This is a genomic window from Erwinia artemisiae (assembly GCF_051400835.1).
Classification (GTDB): Bacteria; Pseudomonadota; Gammaproteobacteria; order Enterobacterales; family Enterobacteriaceae; genus Erwinia; species Erwinia aeris.
The window spans coordinates 1-15,503 of record NZ_JBLFFM010000006.1; the positions used below are offsets into that span (position 1 = coordinate 1).

The following is a 15,503-nucleotide window of genomic DNA, read 5'->3' on the forward strand; positions in this document are numbered from 1 at the left end:
TTGATACGCAGACCAGAAGAAAGACGCTCGATAGCGGTGCTCAGAGAAGCCTGTGATTTGTTCAGGTTGTTCTGAGTGGTCAGGGACATAATGTTAGTATTGATAACGGACATAGTCGTTTCCTTAAAATTTTTACCAGAGTTCGGATACGGCGCCAGGATGCCCGTCACCGTCTGTATTCTTTATCGTCACGCCCTGGCAAAACTTTAAAGCGACTTGCATAAAAATCTGCAAAAACTGCCGTTTAGGATAAGTCTTAACTTGTGCGAACCAACAAAAGAACCAGCCCTGAAATAGTCGACCGCCGCCGCTAAAACTTTATCCTTTTTCATTAATTAATTTCCCTCACAACAGCATTGCGGAATCAAAGGCTATCCCCCGGCCAGTAGCGTCTATGCTTAATGCTCTAAAAACAGAAATAGTCCCTACCTACTTTGTCGTTCCTTTCTCTTTGCATACCGGAGGCCTGGCATGAGCAACCAAGGCAATAACAGTAAGAACCAGCCGTTTCGCCGCACCACGGGCGAAGCCAGTAACCAATATGAAAATATCCCTTTTCACCTGACGCGCCGCACGCTGCTGAAAGTAAGCGCGGCAACAGCGGCTACGGCGGCAGTTGCGCCCGGCGCGGCGCTGGGCGACAGCGAACGTCCAACCGCCCGCGCGCCGGAAATGCTGCCCCTGACGCTAAAAGTGAATGGTGAGAGCAAACAGCTTAACGTTGACACTCGTACCACGCTGCTGGATGCGCTGCGCGAGCACCTGCACCTTACCGGCACGAAAAAAGGCTGCGATCACGGTCAGTGCGGCGCCTGTACCGTGCTTGTGGATGGCCGCAGGCTGAACGCCTGCCTGACGCTGGCCGTGATGCATCAGGACGCCGAGGTCACCACGATCGAAGGTCTGGGCACGCCCGACAACCTGCATCCGATGCAGGCCGCCTTTGTGAAACATGACGGCTACCAGTGCGGCTACTGCACGCCAGGCCAGATTTGCTCGTCCGTGGCGGTGCTGAAAGAGATCGAAGCGGGCATTCCCAGCCACGTCACGCTCGATCTGGTGTCATCCCCGGAAGCGACGGCGGATGAGCTGCGGGAGCGAATGAGCGGCAATATCTGCCGCTGCGGCGCTTACTCCAATATTCTTGCCGCGATCGAAGATGTCGCCGGGAGCCAGAAAGCATGAAGGCCTTTACCTATGAGCGTGTGAAAACGCCCGCCGAGGCGGCAGCCAGCGCGCAGCGCACCCCCGGCGCTAAATTTATTGCGGGCGGCACCAACCTGCTCGACCTGATGAAACTGGAAATTGAAACGCCTTCCCATCTGATAGATGTCAATCATCTGGCGCTGGATAAAATTGAACCCACGACCGACGGCGGTTTGCGTATCGGCGCGCTGGTGCGCAATACCGATTTGGCCGCCGACGAGCGCGTCCGTCGCGATTACGCCGTGCTTTCCAGGGCGCTACTTGCCGGCGCGTCGGGCCAGCTGCGTAATCAGGCCACCACGGCCGGCAATCTTCTTCAGCGCACGCGCTGCCCCTATTTTTACGACACCAACCAGCCCTGCAATAAGCGTCTGCCTGGCAGCGGCTGCGCCGCACTGGAAGGCTTCAGCCGTCAACACGCGGTGATTGGCGCCAGCAAAGCCTGTATCGCCACCCATCCCAGCGATATGGCCGTTGCCATGCGGCTGCTGGATGCGGTGGTGGAAACGGTCAGCCCGGACGGTAGCGAACGCCGTATTCCCCTCAGCGATTTCTATCTGGCGCCGGGCGACACGCCTCACCGTGAAACCGCGCTGAAGCCGGGCGAGCTGATTGTCGCCGTTACCCTGCCCCGCCCGCTCGGCGGCACGCATATCTATCGCAAGGTGCGCGATCGCGCTTCTTACGCTTTTGCGCTGGTGTCGATTGCTGCTGTCGTGCAGCCTGATGGCACGGGGCGCGTTGCGGCTGGCGGTGTGGCGCATAAGCCCTGGCGGCAGGAAGAGGCGGATGCACAGCTGCCGCATGGCGTGCAGGCGGTTTACGGTCGGCTGTTCGCCGACGCGCACCCCACCCATGAAAATGAATACAAGCTGCTCCTGGCGAAGCGCACGCTCGCCTCGGTACTGACGGAAGCGAGGGCATAAAATATGAAATTCGATAAGCCCGCAGGCGATAACCCTATCGATCAGCTGAAAGTTGTAGGGCGTCCTCACGATCGTATCGACGGCCCGATGAAAACCACGGGAACCGCGACTTACGCCTATGAATGGCACGATAAAGCGTCCAACGTGGCCTATGGCTATGTTGTCGGTGCCGCCATCGCTAAGGGGCGTATCACCTCGATGGACCTTCAGGCCGCGCAGAGCGCGCCGGGCGTGCTGGCCGTGGTCACGGCGAAAAACGCCGGCAGCCTCGGCAAGGGCGAAAAAAATACCGCCACGCTGCTGGGCGGGCCGGAGGTTGAGCACTATCACCAGGCCGTGGCGCTGGTGGTGGCGGAAACCTTTGAGCAGGCGCGCGCGGCCGCCCAGCTGGTTGACGTGCAGTATCGCCGTGAACGAGGTAGCTGGGATCTCGCTGCGGAAAAACCTGGCGTCACCGAAGCGCCGGAAGATCAGCCGGATACCCACGTCGGTGATTTCAACCAGGCCTTTTCCTCGGCGGCGCTGAAGCTTGACGCTTCCTACACCACGCCGGATCAAAGCCATATGGCGATGGAGCCGCACGCTTCTATGGCGGTCTGGGAGGGCGAAAAGCTGACCGTCTGGACCTCTAACCAGATGATTAACTGGTGCCGAACAGACTTAGCGAAAACGCTGAAGCTGCCGGAAGAGAACGTGCGCGTGATCTCGCCCTATATCGGCGGCGGCTTCGGCGGCAAACTGTTCTTACGCAGCGATGCGGTGCTGGCCGCGCTGGGCGCTCGCGCCGCAAAAAGGCCGGTAAAGGTGATGCTGCCGAGGCCGGTTATCCCTAATAACACCACGCACCGCCCGGCCACCATCCAGCATATTCGTATTGGCACCGACCAGTCTGGTCATATCACCGCTATCGCCCATGAAAGCTGGTCGGGCAACCTGCCCGGCGGCACGCCGGAGACAGCGGTGCAGCAGACCGAACTGCTTTATGCCGGCGCGAACCGTTTCACCGGCCTGCGGCTGGCGAAGCTCGATCTGCCCGAAGGCAACGCCATGCGCGCGCCGGGCGAAGCGCCGGGTCTGATGGCGCTGGAGATCGCCATTGATGAGATGGCGGAGAAAGCGGGTATCGATCCGGTGGCCTTCCGCATCCTTAACGATACCCAGGTCGATCCTGCCAATCCTGACCGCCCTTTCTCGCGTCGTCAGCTGGTTGAATGCTTGCGCACCGGCGCGGAGCGCTTCGGCTGGGACCGCCGCAACGCTACGCCCGCACAGGTAAAAGAAGGTCGCTGGCTGGTTGGAATGGGCATGGCGGCAGGCTTTCGTAATAACATGGTGATGACGTCCGGCGCGCGAGTGCATCTGGATGCCAACGGCATTGTTACCGTGGAAACGGATATGACCGATATCGGCACCGGCAGCTATACCATTATTGCCCAGACGGCGGCCGAGATGGCGGGCGTGCCGCTGGAAAAAGTGGTGGTGCGGCTGGGCGACTCCAGCTTCCCGGTTTCCGCCGGTTCCGGCGGCCAGTGGGGCGCAAACAGTTCTACCGCGGGTGTTTATGCCGCCTGCGTCAAGCTGCGCGAGGCGATAGCCAACAAGCTTGGCTTCGATCCGAACACAGCGACCTTTGCCGATGAACAGGTACGCGACGGAGAGCGCAGCGCTCGTCTTGCCGATGCGGCAGCGGACGGTACGCTAACGGCGGAAGACAGCATCGAGTTTGGCGATCTGGAAAAGCAGTATCAGCAATCCACCTTCGCCGGCCACTTTGTCGAAGTGGGCGTGGACAGGGCGACCGGTGAAGTCCGGGTGCGTCGAATGCTGGCCGTGTGTGCTGCGGGCCGTATCCTTAACCCTAAAACCGCCCGTAGCCAGGTAATTGGCGCGATGACGATGGGCCTGGGCGGCGCGCTGATGGAAGAGCTGGCAGTCGATAAGCGGCTGGGCTACTTCGTCAATCACGATCTGGCGGGCTACGAAGTGCCGGTTCACGCCGACGTGCCGGAACAGGAAGTCATTTTCCTGGATGACACCGACCCCGTTTCCTCACCGATGAAGGCGAAAGGCGTGGGCGAGCTGGGCCTGTGCGGCGTCAGCGCGGCTATCGTCAACGCGGTGTATAACGCGACCGGCGTGCGGGTGCGGGATTATCCCGTTACGCTCGATAAGCTGCTCGCTTCGCTGCCAGATGTCGTTTAAGGAGGCGCTATGCTGCAACAGGCTTTCCTTAGCGACCAGGCTGCGCCAGCGAACCCGGTGCCGCAGCAGGCGCTGCTGACCGACGACAGCGCCGCTATCCTGCGCTTCGCGGTAGAAGCGTTAAAAGCGGGCGTCTCGGCGGCGCTGGTCACGCTGGTGGCGATCCGCGGCGGCGCGGCGCGTGCGCTGGGCGCGCAGATGGTGGTGCGCGAAGACGGTTTGTACTGCGGTTTTGTCTCCGGCGGCTGCGTGGAGGCCGCTGTCGCTCACGAAGCGATGGCGGTTATCGCCTGCGGCCGCGACCGTCAGGTGATGTATGGCGAAGGCTCGCCCTGGTTCGATATTGTGCTTCCCTGCGGCGGCGGCATTACGCTCAGCATCCATAAACTGCGCGGCGCGCGGCCCCTGCTGGACGTGCTGAACCTGCTGGAGCAGCGTCAGCCTGCGGGGCTGCGCTACTTTCCGCAAAGCCAGCGGTTACAGAGCGACGCCTCGCTTATCCGGACGGGCTGGCACAACGATTTTTTCGCCACCGGCTATCGCCCCTGTACGCGCACCATTGTGTTTGGCCGTTCGATAGAGGCGCAGGTCACGGCCAGCCTCGCTCAGGCGGCGGGCTATGATGTGCACCTCTGCGAAGCGCTCGATCCCCAGGCTGCCGGACAGATAGATGCGCATACCGCCGTGCTGCTGCTCTGGCACGATCTGAACCGCGAGCTGCCGGTATTGCAGGCCGCCCTGACGGCCAGACCGTTTTACATTGGCGCGCTGGGCAGCCAGCGCACCCATGCCAGACGCGTGCAAAAACTCAGCGAGCTGGGCTGGCGCGATACGGATATCGCCCGCATCAAAGCGCCCATTGGGCTGTTCCCCAAAGCTCGCGATGCCAGCTCGCTGGCGCTTTCCGTTCTGGCTGATGTCGCGGCGGCCCGCCTTAGCCTGGCGGAGGATGGCTAGCCGGATTGGGCGGCTTTAAGGTACCGACAGGGCAGCCCTGTTCGGCTGCCTTAAAGTTGTTGCCAGGGTAATCCTGCCCGGCTGCCTTAAAGTGCCGATACAGTTGTTTCACCGATCCTGAAGCCCCTCGCGTTCCCCGGCGAGAAAGTCCACAAACGCGCGTAGCGGCGCGGACATAAAGCGGCTGGGGAAGTAAAGCCAGGGGCCTTCAAACGCGGTCCACCATGCCGGGAGCACCGGCAGCAGCTCGCCCGTAGCGAAATGGGGTTGCAGCCAGTTTTCAAAAGTAGCGATTACGCCTTTGCCGCTGCGTGCCAGATCGATAGCCGCGGCAGCGCCGTTAACGCCGATAGTCAAACGCCCGGCGGGATTGACGCTGACGGTTTCGCCATCGCGTTCAAATTCCCACGGGATCAGGGCGCCGCTTGAATATTTCAGGCGAATGCAGTCATGGTCAACCAGCTCTCCAGGATGCGAAGGAGCGCTTTGTGAATCAAGGTAAGAAGGTGCGGCAGCCAGCGCCAGCCGCTGCGTTCGCGGCCCTATGGGGACAGCGATAATATCTTTTGCCAGATGCTCGCCATAACGGATACCGGCATCGCAGCCTTCAGCCGTTGCTTCAATAAGACGGTCATCCACCATGATTTCTACGTGTAAGCCCGGATGACGACTAAGAAAACGGTCCAGCAAGGGCGGTAAGATATCAACCATGACCGCGCCGGTAACGTTCAATTTAAGCGTGCCGCGCACCTCTTGCTGAGAGCTGGCAACGTCGTTAAGCACCAATCGCATTTCATCAAGCAGCGGCGTCATTCGTTCAGCCAGCGTCCGGCCTGCTTCGGTTGGCATAACGCTACGCGTGGTACGAATAAAAAGCGGCACGCCAAGCCTCACCTCCAGCGCCGTGATCCTTTCACTGACCGTGGAAGGCGACAGGCCCAGCTTTTTTGCCGCTACCCGAAAGCCCTTATCTTTAAAAACAGCGAGAAAAACCGCTAACTCATCCATTGCCCTTTCCCGTGATTGTTCGCTGTTGCGATCACCTTATTCGTATTGCACCCGATTATCAAACAGCGCCGCACAGGTTATAAATCAGACAACGCACTGCTTTCCGTAACGGAAAATCAAACTGACTGGAGCCCGCATATGAAAAACAAAAGTGTTCTTATTACCGGCGCGAACAAAAGCATCGGATTCGAAACGGCCAGACAGCTGGGCCTGCTGGGTTACAAAATTTGGCTGGGCAGCCGCGACAAAGAGCGTGGGCAAGCTGCCGTAGACAAACTTACCGGATGGGGCATCAACGCCCATTTGGTTATTATTGACGTCACCAAAACAGAAAGTATTGAGGAAGCTGTTCAGCAGGTGCTAAAGGAAGACGGGAAGCTGGATATTCTTATCAACAATGCCGGCATTTCGGGCGCGCAGCCGGTAGCCCCGAGCGCGCAAAGCATCAGCGATATTATGGCGGTATACGACACCAATGTTTTTGGCGTTATCAGGGTCACGCAGGCTTTTATTCCGCTACTTAAAGCCGCGCAGGAGGCCAGGGTTATTATGATCGGTAGCGGGCTGGGCTCGCTGACATGGGTCGCCGATCCCAGTCATCCTTATTCCCAAGTACAGGCAATGGGCTACACCAGTTCAAAAACGGCCGTTAATGCGATAACGGTCGCCTTCGCTAAAGAGCTTACCGCTTACGGTATCAGCGTGAACGCGGTCGATCCGGGCTATACCGCCACGGATTTCAACGGCCATTCCGGCCCCAGAACGGTTACCGAGGCTGCCGCCGGTATTGTCTGGCTGGCGGATCAGGCGCCTGGAGAGACCACCGCTGGCTTCTATTTCGATCAAAATCGCGCGCCGTGGTAATGCTTTAAAGCGTGTAATTATCTGAGCAGAGGTGATGCCCTCGCCTCTGCGATCGTGCCCCGCCTGACAGTATCAGCACCCCTTTCCCCGATAACAGATGCAAACCCGCCTGGACAAAAAGCGTTCTGTTGATACGCTGGATAACGACCAGGCCAACCGCCTCGTTTACAGCAGGCGCTCTGATTGACCTGCCAGTCGTACCCGTTCAAAGGTTGTGTATAAAAAAATAAGGGACTTAAAATGAAAAACAACATCGCCTGCCTGACCCTGGCCGCCACCGCCCTGCTGGGCTGTGCGGCTATGCCTGCCGCCGCCGCGCCTTTTCCGGCCACGCCTGATTTATCGGTGCCGGTTAGCCGTTACGTGACGCAGGTAAACGCAGATAAAAGCGTGACCTTCCGTCTTTTCGCGCCGGATGCAAAGCGGGTATCAGTCATTACCGGCTCCTCCCCGGATAGCTTTGTCTCTCACGATATGAGCAAGGATAAAAGCGGCGTGTGGTCGTGGAAAAGCGGCTCGCTGGCCCCGGATTTGTACGAATACTACTTTGATGTAGACGGCTTTCGTTCTGTCGATACCGGCAGCCGTTTTCAGAAGCCGCAGCGCCAGGTCAATACCAGCCTGATCCTGGTGCCGGGCAGTATTCTGGACGATCGCGCCGTGCCGCATGGCGATCTGTTGACGATGACTTACCACTCAAAAGAGCTGCATTCAGAGCGCAGGATGTTTGTCTGGACGCCGCCGGGCTATAGCGGCAAAAGCGAACCGCTGCCGGTGCTCTATTTCTATCATGGCTTTGGCGATACCGGACTTTCCGCTATTGACCAGGGACGCCTGCCGCAAATCATGGATAACCTACTGGCCGAAGGCAAAATCAAACCGATGCTGGTCGTTGTCCCGGATACAGAAACGGATATCGCTCAGGCGATCCCGGAAAATTTCCCGCCGAAAGATCGCCGCAAAACCTTTTACCTTCTTAATGCCAAAGCCGCAGACCGCGAACTCATGCACGATATTATTCCGCTGGTCGACGCCCGATTTAACGTGCGCCGGGATGCGAACGGCCGCGCGCTGGCCGGCTTATCGCAAGGCGGTTTTCAGGCTCTCTTTTCCGGCATGAACCATCTGGACAGCTTTGGCTGGCTGGCGACGCTGAGCGGCGTAACCAGCGTAACGGTGCCGGATACAGGCATTGCTCGTCAGCTCGACAGGCCCGAGGAGATTAACAGGCAGCTGCATAACTTCACCGTGGTGGTGGGCGAAAAAGATTCCGTTACCGGCCAGGATATTGCCGGGCTGAAAAACGAGCTGGAGAAAAAGCACATCAGGTTCGACTATAAAATGTATCCTGGCTTAAACCATGAGATGGATGTCTGGCGTCCGGCCTATGCCGAGTTCGTGCAGAAACTGTTTAAATAATGTTTTGCGCCTCCTTCAGGACTGGAGGGGGCGTTGGAATGATTTTGCGCCTGGTCTGTCGGCTAACGGCACCTTCATCATGTCGGGATGCAGCACTGCGCTGAGAATTTATTTTCGTTTTCGGACAGGAATGACCGCAGATGGAAGACATTAAGAATAAGTTCACCCAGCTGTACTGACGTGGGTAGCGTCGTAGCGTTAGCGACAGTAGAAGACCCGGCATGTGACGAACCTTCAGTTTGTAAACCGGACTTCTGGTGTGACCGGGAGCCATTCTTAATGATAAGAACCCGCAGCCGCTGACGTCACTGTTCGAAAACGTCGAAATACACAAAAGGAAATTGACTGATGCAGATACCTACGCTCATAACGGAACGTCTGTGGCTTAAACCGCTGGTTACAGAAGATGCGCCTCAGATTCAAAAGCTCTACCCGCATTGGGAGATTGTCCGCTATATGGTCGCCTCAGTACCTTGGCCTTATCCTGATAACGGCGCTGAGAATTACGTTAATAACGTTGCATTGCCCGATATGGCAAAAGGAATCGCCTGGTTCTGGACTATCAGACGTCGTGAGGCACCTGATGACCTTATGGGTTTAATTTGTCTTTATGACATTGAGGATAATAATCGTGGATTTTGGCTGGCGCCGGAGTATCAGAGGCAGGGCTATATGCGTGAGGCCAGTACTGTGGTTACAGATTATTGGTTTAATACATTAAATAAGCCGCTACTGCGAGCTCCGAAGGCTGCACTCAATAGCCGATCACAGCTTATTTCAGCCAGTAGCGGTATGCGGCTTATCAGGACGGGGAAGCAAGAATATGTCAGCGACCTGCTTGATTCCGAACTCTGGGAAATTACCCGCAACGAGTGGAATGCCCGTCAGGTTAACTGATATTTTTTATAAATACCCGCTTTCCGCTCTAAGACGAAGAGCGCCTTTTTATCCTTGCCGGGCTGCTAAACGCCAGAAGCGGATATCGGCTGTACAGCGAGATACAATCGGGCAGCATGTCCCTCAACCGCGTGTTGCAGGGATCTGTCCTTTTTGTTTTCTGCCGATGGTTCTTCCCTGAGTGACGAGACAGCTTTGCTGGCCAAATTTGACCCTCTGCGAAAATTTCCCATAGCGCTTCTACGGCCCGGGGCATCTTGCTGCAGCCCGGAAAAGCCTCATCTCAACGAAGATCCACAGGGCGCGGTCTTTACCTGCAATCCGCTGAGTTCAGGGGAGCTTTTCAGGATAGGCTAAAATTCTATAAGGAAGAGTCAGCAAAATACCCCAGAGTTACCACGCGGTTTATCAGAAAGAGGACGGGAAATGAAAATTACTGTGATTTTTGAGGATACAGGCATTGAAGAGGAGCATGATTTTGACACTAAACCTCGCGCCGGAGAGTTAGTAACTTTAGTACGCGATGGTAAGGATGCAGATTATATCGTTATAATTGAGCCTGATCCTGACCATACTCATGATAATGGGCGTGACGGATATCCTACAAAGGCCAGGGTCCGGCCGGCTTAATAAGCAATGATTTAACCGACCGCCCACCAAGGCGGTTTTTTGCATGGCCGGGAGCTAACCATCCTGACTGGCTTCGTACTGCTCACCTTAACCCTCCACGCAATGCCGGTATCAGACAGCATTTATCCTGCTAAAGCCGTCAAGGAGTAGATAATAGTATGGTCACTGAAGTGCCAGCTATTTGTTCAACTTAAGTATGGGTAAGTAAGTAATAAACTTCCTGCTGACGATTTAAAGAAAGTAATATTTGTACGAGCGAGGAAGTAATGTGAGCGATATGGTATAGCCGTAAAGTTCAATCATTAACTACGCGTAAGACGCCAGTCAAGAAAGTTGTAGTTTGCTATCAAAATGGCTTTTAACTTTCTCTAAGAAAGATCGTATCGTTTCCCCCCAAGGTCCGGGGCAGAACTCTCCCTGACTGATAGCGCCAAATGCCTCTGTAAGCGCACCATCGTTTAACGACAGTAAATCATCAGTTTCCTGGTAAACTTTCATAGCTGTTTTGGGGTTTTCGGTTTCTAAGTAGCTGTCCAGTATTTCTTCTATCGTTTCGCCAAACAGATCGTAATCCTGACCAAAAAAAACCCGTACAAGCGTCCCGACATTTTTATAATTTTTAGCCATTGCCAGCCTCAAAAAGAAGGATATGAAGTAATAAACATGCGAAAAAGCACGCTGCCATTTAGCAAGACGCTGAAGAAACGCTGATTTTATTAAGAAAGTGGTGCCGATAATAGGAGTCGAACCTACGACCTTCGCATTACGAATGCGCTGCTCTACCAACTGAGCTATATCGGCTTTCAGGAGGGATACTGCGGTCACTACGTTAAAAAAAACCTGACGCGGAGTCAAGCGCCTGCGGACTAAATGATGACTTTATAATCAACAGGTAACGCTCGCCCCGTTTTTTGCCTGCTCTGCTTTTCTTACTCTCTTCTGGCCTGTCTGGCGGTTCGCGGTCTGCTCGTCCTTCCGCGTTACTTCCGCCCTTCCAACAGCATGCGCATCGCCAGGCCGGTTAACACCGTGCCCATCAGCCAGCGCTGAAGCTTTTGCCACGTTGGGCGCCGTGCCAGAAAGCCAGCAATACTGCCAGCGGCAAAGATAAGTGAGCCATTAACCAGCATACTGATTGCGATTTGGGTAAAGCCAAGCTGCAAAGACTGGGACAATACGTCGCCCTGCTCCGGCCGGATAAACTGCGGCAACAGCGTGAGGTAAATAACTGCCGCTTTAGGATTTAACAGGTTGGTCAGCAAGCCCATAGTAAACAGCTTACGGGTGCTGTCGGGCGGCAGGTCGCGCAGCGCAAAAGGTGATTTACCGCCGAAAACAGCCTGCCAGGCCATATAAAGCAGATAGCAGGCGCCCGCAATGCGCAGCGCCTCATAAGCCAGCGGCACCGCCATAACCAGCGCGGTGATGCCCAGCGCGGCGCAGACCATATAGAAAATAAAACCGAGCGCCACGCCGCTCAGCGAGACAAAGCCCGCGCGGCGGCCCTGGCACAGGGAGCGGGAAAGCAGATAGATCATATTCGGGCCTGGCGTCAGCACCAGCCCGAAAGCGATAGCCGCGAAGGGAAGCAGTTGGGAAAACGTAACCATCAGAACCTTCCTTTTAGTTCAGGTACTTATCTCCCTGGGGGACTTAAGCCACCTCCCTGTGGCCTACGCACTCAGCTGCGTACAGTGTCGTTGCCGAAAACCACCCATTTGTAGGTGGTCAGCGCCTCCAGCCCCATCGGGCCGCGCGCGTGCAGCTTCTGGGTGCTGACCGCCACTTCCGCGCCCAGGCCAAACTGTCCGCCGTCGGTAAAGCGCGTGCTGGCGTTAACGTATACCGCTGAAGAATCAACCTCGTTAACAAAACGCTCTGCGTTCACAATGCTGCGCGTGAGGATCGCGTCGGAGTGCTGCGTGCCATATTCACGAATATGCGCGACAGCCTCGTCCAGTCCGTCCACCAGCTTCACGTTGAGATCCAATGCCAGCCATTCATCGCGATACTGTTCTTCCGTCACCGCGCTGACCACCGCCGGGCCTTGTTGCAGCAGCGGCAGCGAGCGCGGATCGGCGTGCAGATTAATACCTTCATCCTGCATACGCGCGCTTAGCGCAGGCAGGAACGCCTCGGCTATCGCCGTATGCACCAGCAGCGTCTCTACGGAATTACAGGCGCTGGGACGCTGTTTTTTGGCGTTAACGATCACGTTTAACGCCGCCGCAGCGTCCGCGTTACTATCGACAAAAATATGGCAAACGCCGATCCCGCCGGTGATCACCGGAATGGTCGACTGCTCGCGGCACAGCTTGTGCAGGCCAGCGCCGCCGCGCGGGATCAGCATATCGACATAGCGATCCAGCTTCAGCAGCTGGTTGACCAGCTCGCGATCCGGGCTTTCAATCGCCTGTACCGCGCCCGCCGGTAAGCCGTGCTCCTTCAGCGCGTCCTGGATCACGCGCACGGTCGCGCCATTGGTGCGATAAGTCTCTTTACCGCCGCGCAGGATCGCCGCATTGCCCGTTTTCAGGCACAGCGAGGCGACATCCACCGTCACGTTCGGACGCGCTTCATAAATCACGCCCACCACGCCCAGCGGCACGCGCCGACGTTCAATACGCAGCCCGCTGTCCAGCACGCCACCGTCCATCACTACGCCGACCGGATCGGCCAGATGGCACACCTGACGCACGTCGTTCGCAATCCCTTGCAGCCTGGCAGGATTAAGCATCAGGCGATCCAACAGCGCCTCGTTCAGGCCGTTTTTGCGGGCGTCCGCCAGGTCAAGTTCGTTAGCGGCCAGGATATCCGCGCTCTGCGCTTCCAGACGATCCGCAATGGTCATCAGGACCTGATTTTTTTGTGCGGCGGAGAGCACCGCCAGCTGGTAAGAAGCGGCTTTCGCGGCTTTACCCATTTCTTCAAGCATCTGCTGCTCCTTAACTGACGATCATATCGTCACGGTGAACCGCGACCGGGCCATATTCGTAGCCTAAAATTTCGCTGATTTGCTGGGAATGGTGCCCGGCTATCATCCGCATCGCATCGCTGTTATAGCGGCAGACGCCGTGCGCCACATCGCGCCCTTGCAGGCTGCGAATGCGGATCACCTCGCCGCGCGAGAAGTTGCCGCTGATTTCACGGATACCTTTTGGCAGCAGCGAGCTGCCGCGTTCCAGCATGGCGGCCAGCGCGCCGTCGTCGATGGTGATCTCGCCCGCCGGCGGCGCGCCGAAGATCCAGCGCTTGCGGTTCTCCAGCGGCGTTTGCAGCGCGTGGAAGCGGGTGCCGACCGGCTTGCCGTCGATCGTATCGCCAATCACGCCCGCGCGGCTGCCGGCGGCGATAATGGTATCGATACCGGCGCGGCAGGCCACGTCGGCAGCCTGAAGCTTGGTCGCCATACCGCCGGTTCCCAGGCCGGAGACGCTGCCGCCCGCCAGCTCGCGCAGCGCATCGTCAATACCGTGCACGTCGCGGATCAGCTCCGCCTGCGGATTATTGCGCGGATCGGCGGTAAACAGGCCGGCCTGATCGGTCAGCAGCAGCAGCTTGTCGGCCCCGGCCAGCATTGCAGCAAGCGCGGACAGGTTATCGTTGTCGCCGACTTTAATTTCTGCCGTCGCCACCGCGTCGTTTTCATTGATAACCGGCACGATATGGTTATCCAGTAAGGCCCGCAGCGTATCGCGCGCGTTCAGAAAGCGCTCGCGATCTTCCAGGTCGGCACGCGTCAGCAGCATCTGGCCGATATGAATGCCGTAGATGGAAAAGAGCTGCTCCCACAGCTGGATCAACCGGCTCTGCCCCACCGCAGCCAGCAGCTGCTTTGAGGCGATGGTCGGCGGCAGTTCCGGGTAGCCCAGGTGCTCACGTCCGGCGGCCATTGCGCCTGAGGTAACGATCACAATCCGGTGGCCTGCCGCGTGCTGCTGCGCGCACTGACGCACCAGTTCGACAATATGTGCCCGGTTCAGCCGACGCGATCCGCCGGTTAATACGCTGGTCCCCAGTTTAACGACCAGGGTCTGGCTGCTGCTCATTGTTTCCTGCCATAGCTTTAAAAAGGTGAAGAAGACGTTTTATCAGGTGTGGTGCCGGAAGCCAACAGCCGCCGCCCGAAAAGGCGTAAAAACACGGTGCAAGTCGCTAGTCCAGAAACGGGGAATTAACAAGAAGTGAGAATAAATGTAATAAAAGTTTCATCTCCTCAGGGTAAAACGTTCGTGCCCCGAACAACGTCATCGGGCCATTTAAAATTTTACTCATTTGGGAATAACAACAAAATGAAGAAAAGCGCACTGGCAATCCTGACCGCCGCTCTGGCTATGACCACGGCAGCCCAGGCCGCAGAAATTTATAATAAAGACGGTAATAAACTCGATTTCTACGGCAAGCTGAAAGCCATGCATTATTTAAGCGACGCGGACAGCAATGACGGCGACAAATCTTACGTACGTATTGGGTTTAAAGGCCAGACGCAGATTAACGACCTGATGTCAGGCTACGGCCAGTGGGAATATCACGTGCCGTTGAACAACGCGGAAAGCGACGGCACCACCGGCACCAAAACGCGTTTAGGCTTCGCCGGTCTGAAATTCGGCGACTACGGATCCATCGACTATGGCCGTAACTACGGCCTGATTTACGACGTGGAAGCCTATACCGATATGATGCCGGAATTTGGCGCCACCGCGTATACCAAAGCTGATAACTATATGCTGACCCGTACCAACGGCGTGGCGACTTACCGCAACACCAACTTTTTTGGTCTGGTCGACGGCCTGAAGTTCGCCTTGCAGTATCAGGGCAAAAATGAGAGCAGCAGCCGCTCTAACGCCACGTCCAACGGCGACGGCATGGCGGCGTCGGTAGCCTATACGCTGATGCAGGGCCTGACGATTAATGGCGCTATCTCTTCTTCCGACCGCACCAACGGTCAGCAGGCCAGCGTTTACGGTCGCGGCGACAAGGCGGATGCCTGGGCGACCGGCCTGAAGTATGACAACAACAGCGTTTACCTGGCCGCCACCTACGCCGAAACGCGCAATATGTCGCCCATCAGCGGCACGGCACGCATTAATGACGCCAACGTTGCCGTTAACGGTTACGCTAACTATCTGCAAAATATCGAGCTGGTGGCGCAGTATCAGTTTGATAACGGCTTCCGCCCTTCTCTGGCCTATGTGCAAACCAAAGCGAAAGATATTGAGAACGGCGTGGGCGATGCGGATATTTATAAATTTGCGGACGTGGGCGCGACTTACTACTTCAATAAAAATATGTCCGCGTTTGTGGATTACAAAATCAACCTGCTGGATGACGATAATAAGCTGGCGCAGAATACCGACGATATCGTTGCGGTAGGCGTAACTTACCAGTTCTGAT

General features: G+C 56.8%; 15 protein-coding genes and 1 tRNA gene. 9 read left to right on the forward strand and 7 right to left on the reverse strand.

The features are described 5' to 3' along the window. Positions 1 to 113, reverse strand: a 113-nt coding sequence (locus ACMGEE_RS14145; RefSeq protein ID WP_495849202.1) for a flagellin N-terminal helical domain-containing protein, incomplete at its 3' end; no start/stop codon positions are given. Between the two features lie 358 nt (positions 114 to 471). On the opposite strand from ACMGEE_RS14145, the gene paoA reads away from it, so the two are divergent. Genes paoA through ACMGEE_RS14165 form a run of 4 tightly spaced genes read left to right on the forward strand, consistent with a single transcriptional unit; the run spans position 472 to position 5,291 of the window. Continuing rightward, on the forward strand, positions 472 to 1,185 hold the full coding sequence (gene paoA / locus ACMGEE_RS14150; RefSeq protein ID WP_301251312.1) for an aldehyde dehydrogenase iron-sulfur subunit PaoA: 714 nt from the start codon (positions 472 to 474) through the stop codon (positions 1,183 to 1,185). Then, the gene (locus tag ACMGEE_RS14155; protein ID WP_436830236.1) at positions 1,182 to 2,132 is read left to right on the forward strand and encodes an FAD binding domain-containing protein; all 951 of its coding nucleotides are present in this window, start codon (positions 1,182 to 1,184) and stop codon (positions 2,130 to 2,132) included. Before paoA ends, ACMGEE_RS14155 begins: the two co-directional genes overlap by 4 nt. A gap of 3 nt (positions 2,133 to 2,135) precedes the next feature. After that, positions 2,136 to 4,334 (forward strand): aldehyde oxidoreductase molybdenum-binding subunit PaoC, encoded by a 2,199-nt coding sequence (gene paoC / locus ACMGEE_RS14160; protein WP_301730650.1) that lies wholly within the window; start codon positions 2,136 to 2,138, stop codon positions 4,332 to 4,334. Positions 4,335 to 4,343: 9 nt separating this feature from the next. Continuing rightward, a complete protein-coding gene (locus ACMGEE_RS14165) occupies positions 4,344 to 5,291 on the forward strand; it encodes an XdhC family protein (protein ID WP_370734536.1) in 948 nt (315 codons plus the stop codon). 108 nt (positions 5,292 to 5,399) lie between these two features. Here the strand turns inward: ACMGEE_RS14165 and ACMGEE_RS14170 are convergent, their stop codons facing one another. After that, positions 5,400 to 6,299: a LysR family transcriptional regulator gene (locus ACMGEE_RS14170; RefSeq protein ID WP_394148858.1), complete on the reverse strand. Its 900-nt coding sequence runs from the start codon at positions 6,297 to 6,299 to the stop codon at positions 5,400 to 5,402. A 138-nt stretch (positions 6,300 to 6,437) separates the two neighbouring features. On the opposite strand from ACMGEE_RS14170, the gene ACMGEE_RS14175 reads away from it, so the two are divergent. The 4 genes from ACMGEE_RS14175 (at position 6,438) to ACMGEE_RS14190 (ending at position 10,109) form a co-directional block, all read left to right on the forward strand. Next, a complete protein-coding gene (locus ACMGEE_RS14175) occupies positions 6,438 to 7,163 on the forward strand; it encodes an SDR family oxidoreductase (protein WP_369895440.1) in 726 nt (241 codons plus the stop codon). 240 nt (positions 7,164 to 7,403) lie between these two features. Beyond that, the gene (locus ACMGEE_RS14180; RefSeq protein WP_436830237.1) at positions 7,404 to 8,582 is read left to right on the forward strand and encodes an alpha/beta hydrolase-fold protein; all 1,179 of its coding nucleotides are present in this window, start codon (positions 7,404 to 7,406) and stop codon (positions 8,580 to 8,582) included. A gap of 348 nt (positions 8,583 to 8,930) precedes the next feature. Continuing rightward, positions 8,931 to 9,479 (forward strand): GNAT family N-acetyltransferase, encoded by a 549-nt coding sequence (locus tag ACMGEE_RS14185; protein WP_436830238.1) that lies wholly within the window; start codon positions 8,931 to 8,933, stop codon positions 9,477 to 9,479. Between the two features lie 426 nt (positions 9,480 to 9,905). Beyond that, on the forward strand, positions 9,906 to 10,109 hold the full coding sequence (locus tag ACMGEE_RS14190) for a hypothetical protein (RefSeq protein ID WP_301251319.1): 204 nt from the start codon (positions 9,906 to 9,908) through the stop codon (positions 10,107 to 10,109). A gap of 324 nt (positions 10,110 to 10,433) precedes the next feature. On the opposite strand, the gene ACMGEE_RS14195 is transcribed toward ACMGEE_RS14190, so the two are convergent. The 5 genes from ACMGEE_RS14195 to proB form a co-directional block, all read right to left on the reverse strand. Further along, on the reverse strand, positions 10,434 to 10,736 hold the full coding sequence (locus ACMGEE_RS14195) for a contact-dependent growth inhibition system immunity protein (protein WP_369895446.1): 303 nt from the start codon (positions 10,734 to 10,736) through the stop codon (positions 10,434 to 10,436). Positions 10,737 to 10,834: 98 nt separating this feature from the next. Further along, a tRNA-Thr gene (locus ACMGEE_RS14200) sits at positions 10,835 to 10,910 on the reverse strand. A gap of 179 nt (positions 10,911 to 11,089) precedes the next feature. Then, positions 11,090 to 11,719: a LysE family translocator gene (locus ACMGEE_RS14205; protein WP_436830239.1), complete on the reverse strand. Its 630-nt coding sequence runs from the start codon at positions 11,717 to 11,719 to the stop codon at positions 11,090 to 11,092. 71 nt (positions 11,720 to 11,790) lie between these two features. After that, the gene (gene proA, locus ACMGEE_RS14210) at positions 11,791 to 13,044 is read right to left on the reverse strand and encodes a glutamate-5-semialdehyde dehydrogenase (protein WP_436830240.1); all 1,254 of its coding nucleotides are present in this window, start codon (positions 13,042 to 13,044) and stop codon (positions 11,791 to 11,793) included. Between the two features lie 10 nt (positions 13,045 to 13,054). Beyond that, positions 13,055 to 14,158 (reverse strand): glutamate 5-kinase, encoded by a 1,104-nt coding sequence (gene proB, locus ACMGEE_RS14215; protein WP_253455158.1) that lies wholly within the window; start codon positions 14,156 to 14,158, stop codon positions 13,055 to 13,057. A gap of 243 nt (positions 14,159 to 14,401) precedes the next feature. Between proB and ACMGEE_RS14220 the strand changes: the two genes are divergently transcribed. Next, positions 14,402 to 15,502: a porin gene (locus ACMGEE_RS14220; RefSeq protein ID WP_253455160.1), complete on the forward strand. Its 1,101-nt coding sequence runs from the start codon at positions 14,402 to 14,404 to the stop codon at positions 15,500 to 15,502. The last annotated feature ends 1 nt before the right edge of the window (position 15,503 follow it).

Bases quoted from the DNA above. Each gene is read 5' to 3' on its own strand.
- ACMGEE_RS14175 (WP_369895440.1), top strand. From the start codon at position 6,438: ATGAAAAACAAAAGTGTTCTTATTACCGGCGCGAACAAAAGCATCGGA.
- ACMGEE_RS14205 (WP_436830239.1), bottom strand. From the start codon at position 11,719: ATGGTTACGTTTTCCCAACTGCTTCCCTTCGCGGCTATCGCTTTCGGG.
- proB (WP_253455158.1), bottom strand. From the start codon at position 14,158: ATGAGCAGCAGCCAGACCCTGGTCGTTAAACTGGGGACCAGCGTATTA.
- ACMGEE_RS14220 (WP_253455160.1), top strand. From the start codon at position 14,402: ATGAAGAAAAGCGCACTGGCAATCCTGACCGCCGCTCTGGCTATGACC.
- ACMGEE_RS14190 (WP_301251319.1), top strand. From the start codon at position 9,906: ATGAAAATTACTGTGATTTTTGAGGATACAGGCATTGAAGAGGAGCAT.
- proA (WP_436830240.1), bottom strand. From the start codon at position 13,044: ATGCTTGAAGAAATGGGTAAAGCCGCGAAAGCCGCTTCTTACCAGCTG.
- ACMGEE_RS14155 (WP_436830236.1), top strand. From the start codon at position 1,182: ATGAAGGCCTTTACCTATGAGCGTGTGAAAACGCCCGCCGAGGCGGCA.
- paoC (WP_301730650.1), top strand. From the start codon at position 2,136: ATGAAATTCGATAAGCCCGCAGGCGATAACCCTATCGATCAGCTGAAA.
- ACMGEE_RS14195 (WP_369895446.1), bottom strand. From the start codon at position 10,736: ATGGCTAAAAATTATAAAAATGTCGGGACGCTTGTACGGGTTTTTTTT.
- ACMGEE_RS14170 (WP_394148858.1), bottom strand. From the start codon at position 6,299: ATGGATGAGTTAGCGGTTTTTCTCGCTGTTTTTAAAGATAAGGGCTTT.
- ACMGEE_RS14180 (WP_436830237.1), top strand. From the start codon at position 7,404: ATGAAAAACAACATCGCCTGCCTGACCCTGGCCGCCACCGCCCTGCTG.
- ACMGEE_RS14165 (WP_370734536.1), top strand. From the start codon at position 4,344: ATGCTGCAACAGGCTTTCCTTAGCGACCAGGCTGCGCCAGCGAACCCG.
- ACMGEE_RS14185 (WP_436830238.1), top strand. From the start codon at position 8,931: ATGCAGATACCTACGCTCATAACGGAACGTCTGTGGCTTAAACCGCTG.
- paoA (WP_301251312.1), top strand. From the start codon at position 472: ATGAGCAACCAAGGCAATAACAGTAAGAACCAGCCGTTTCGCCGCACC.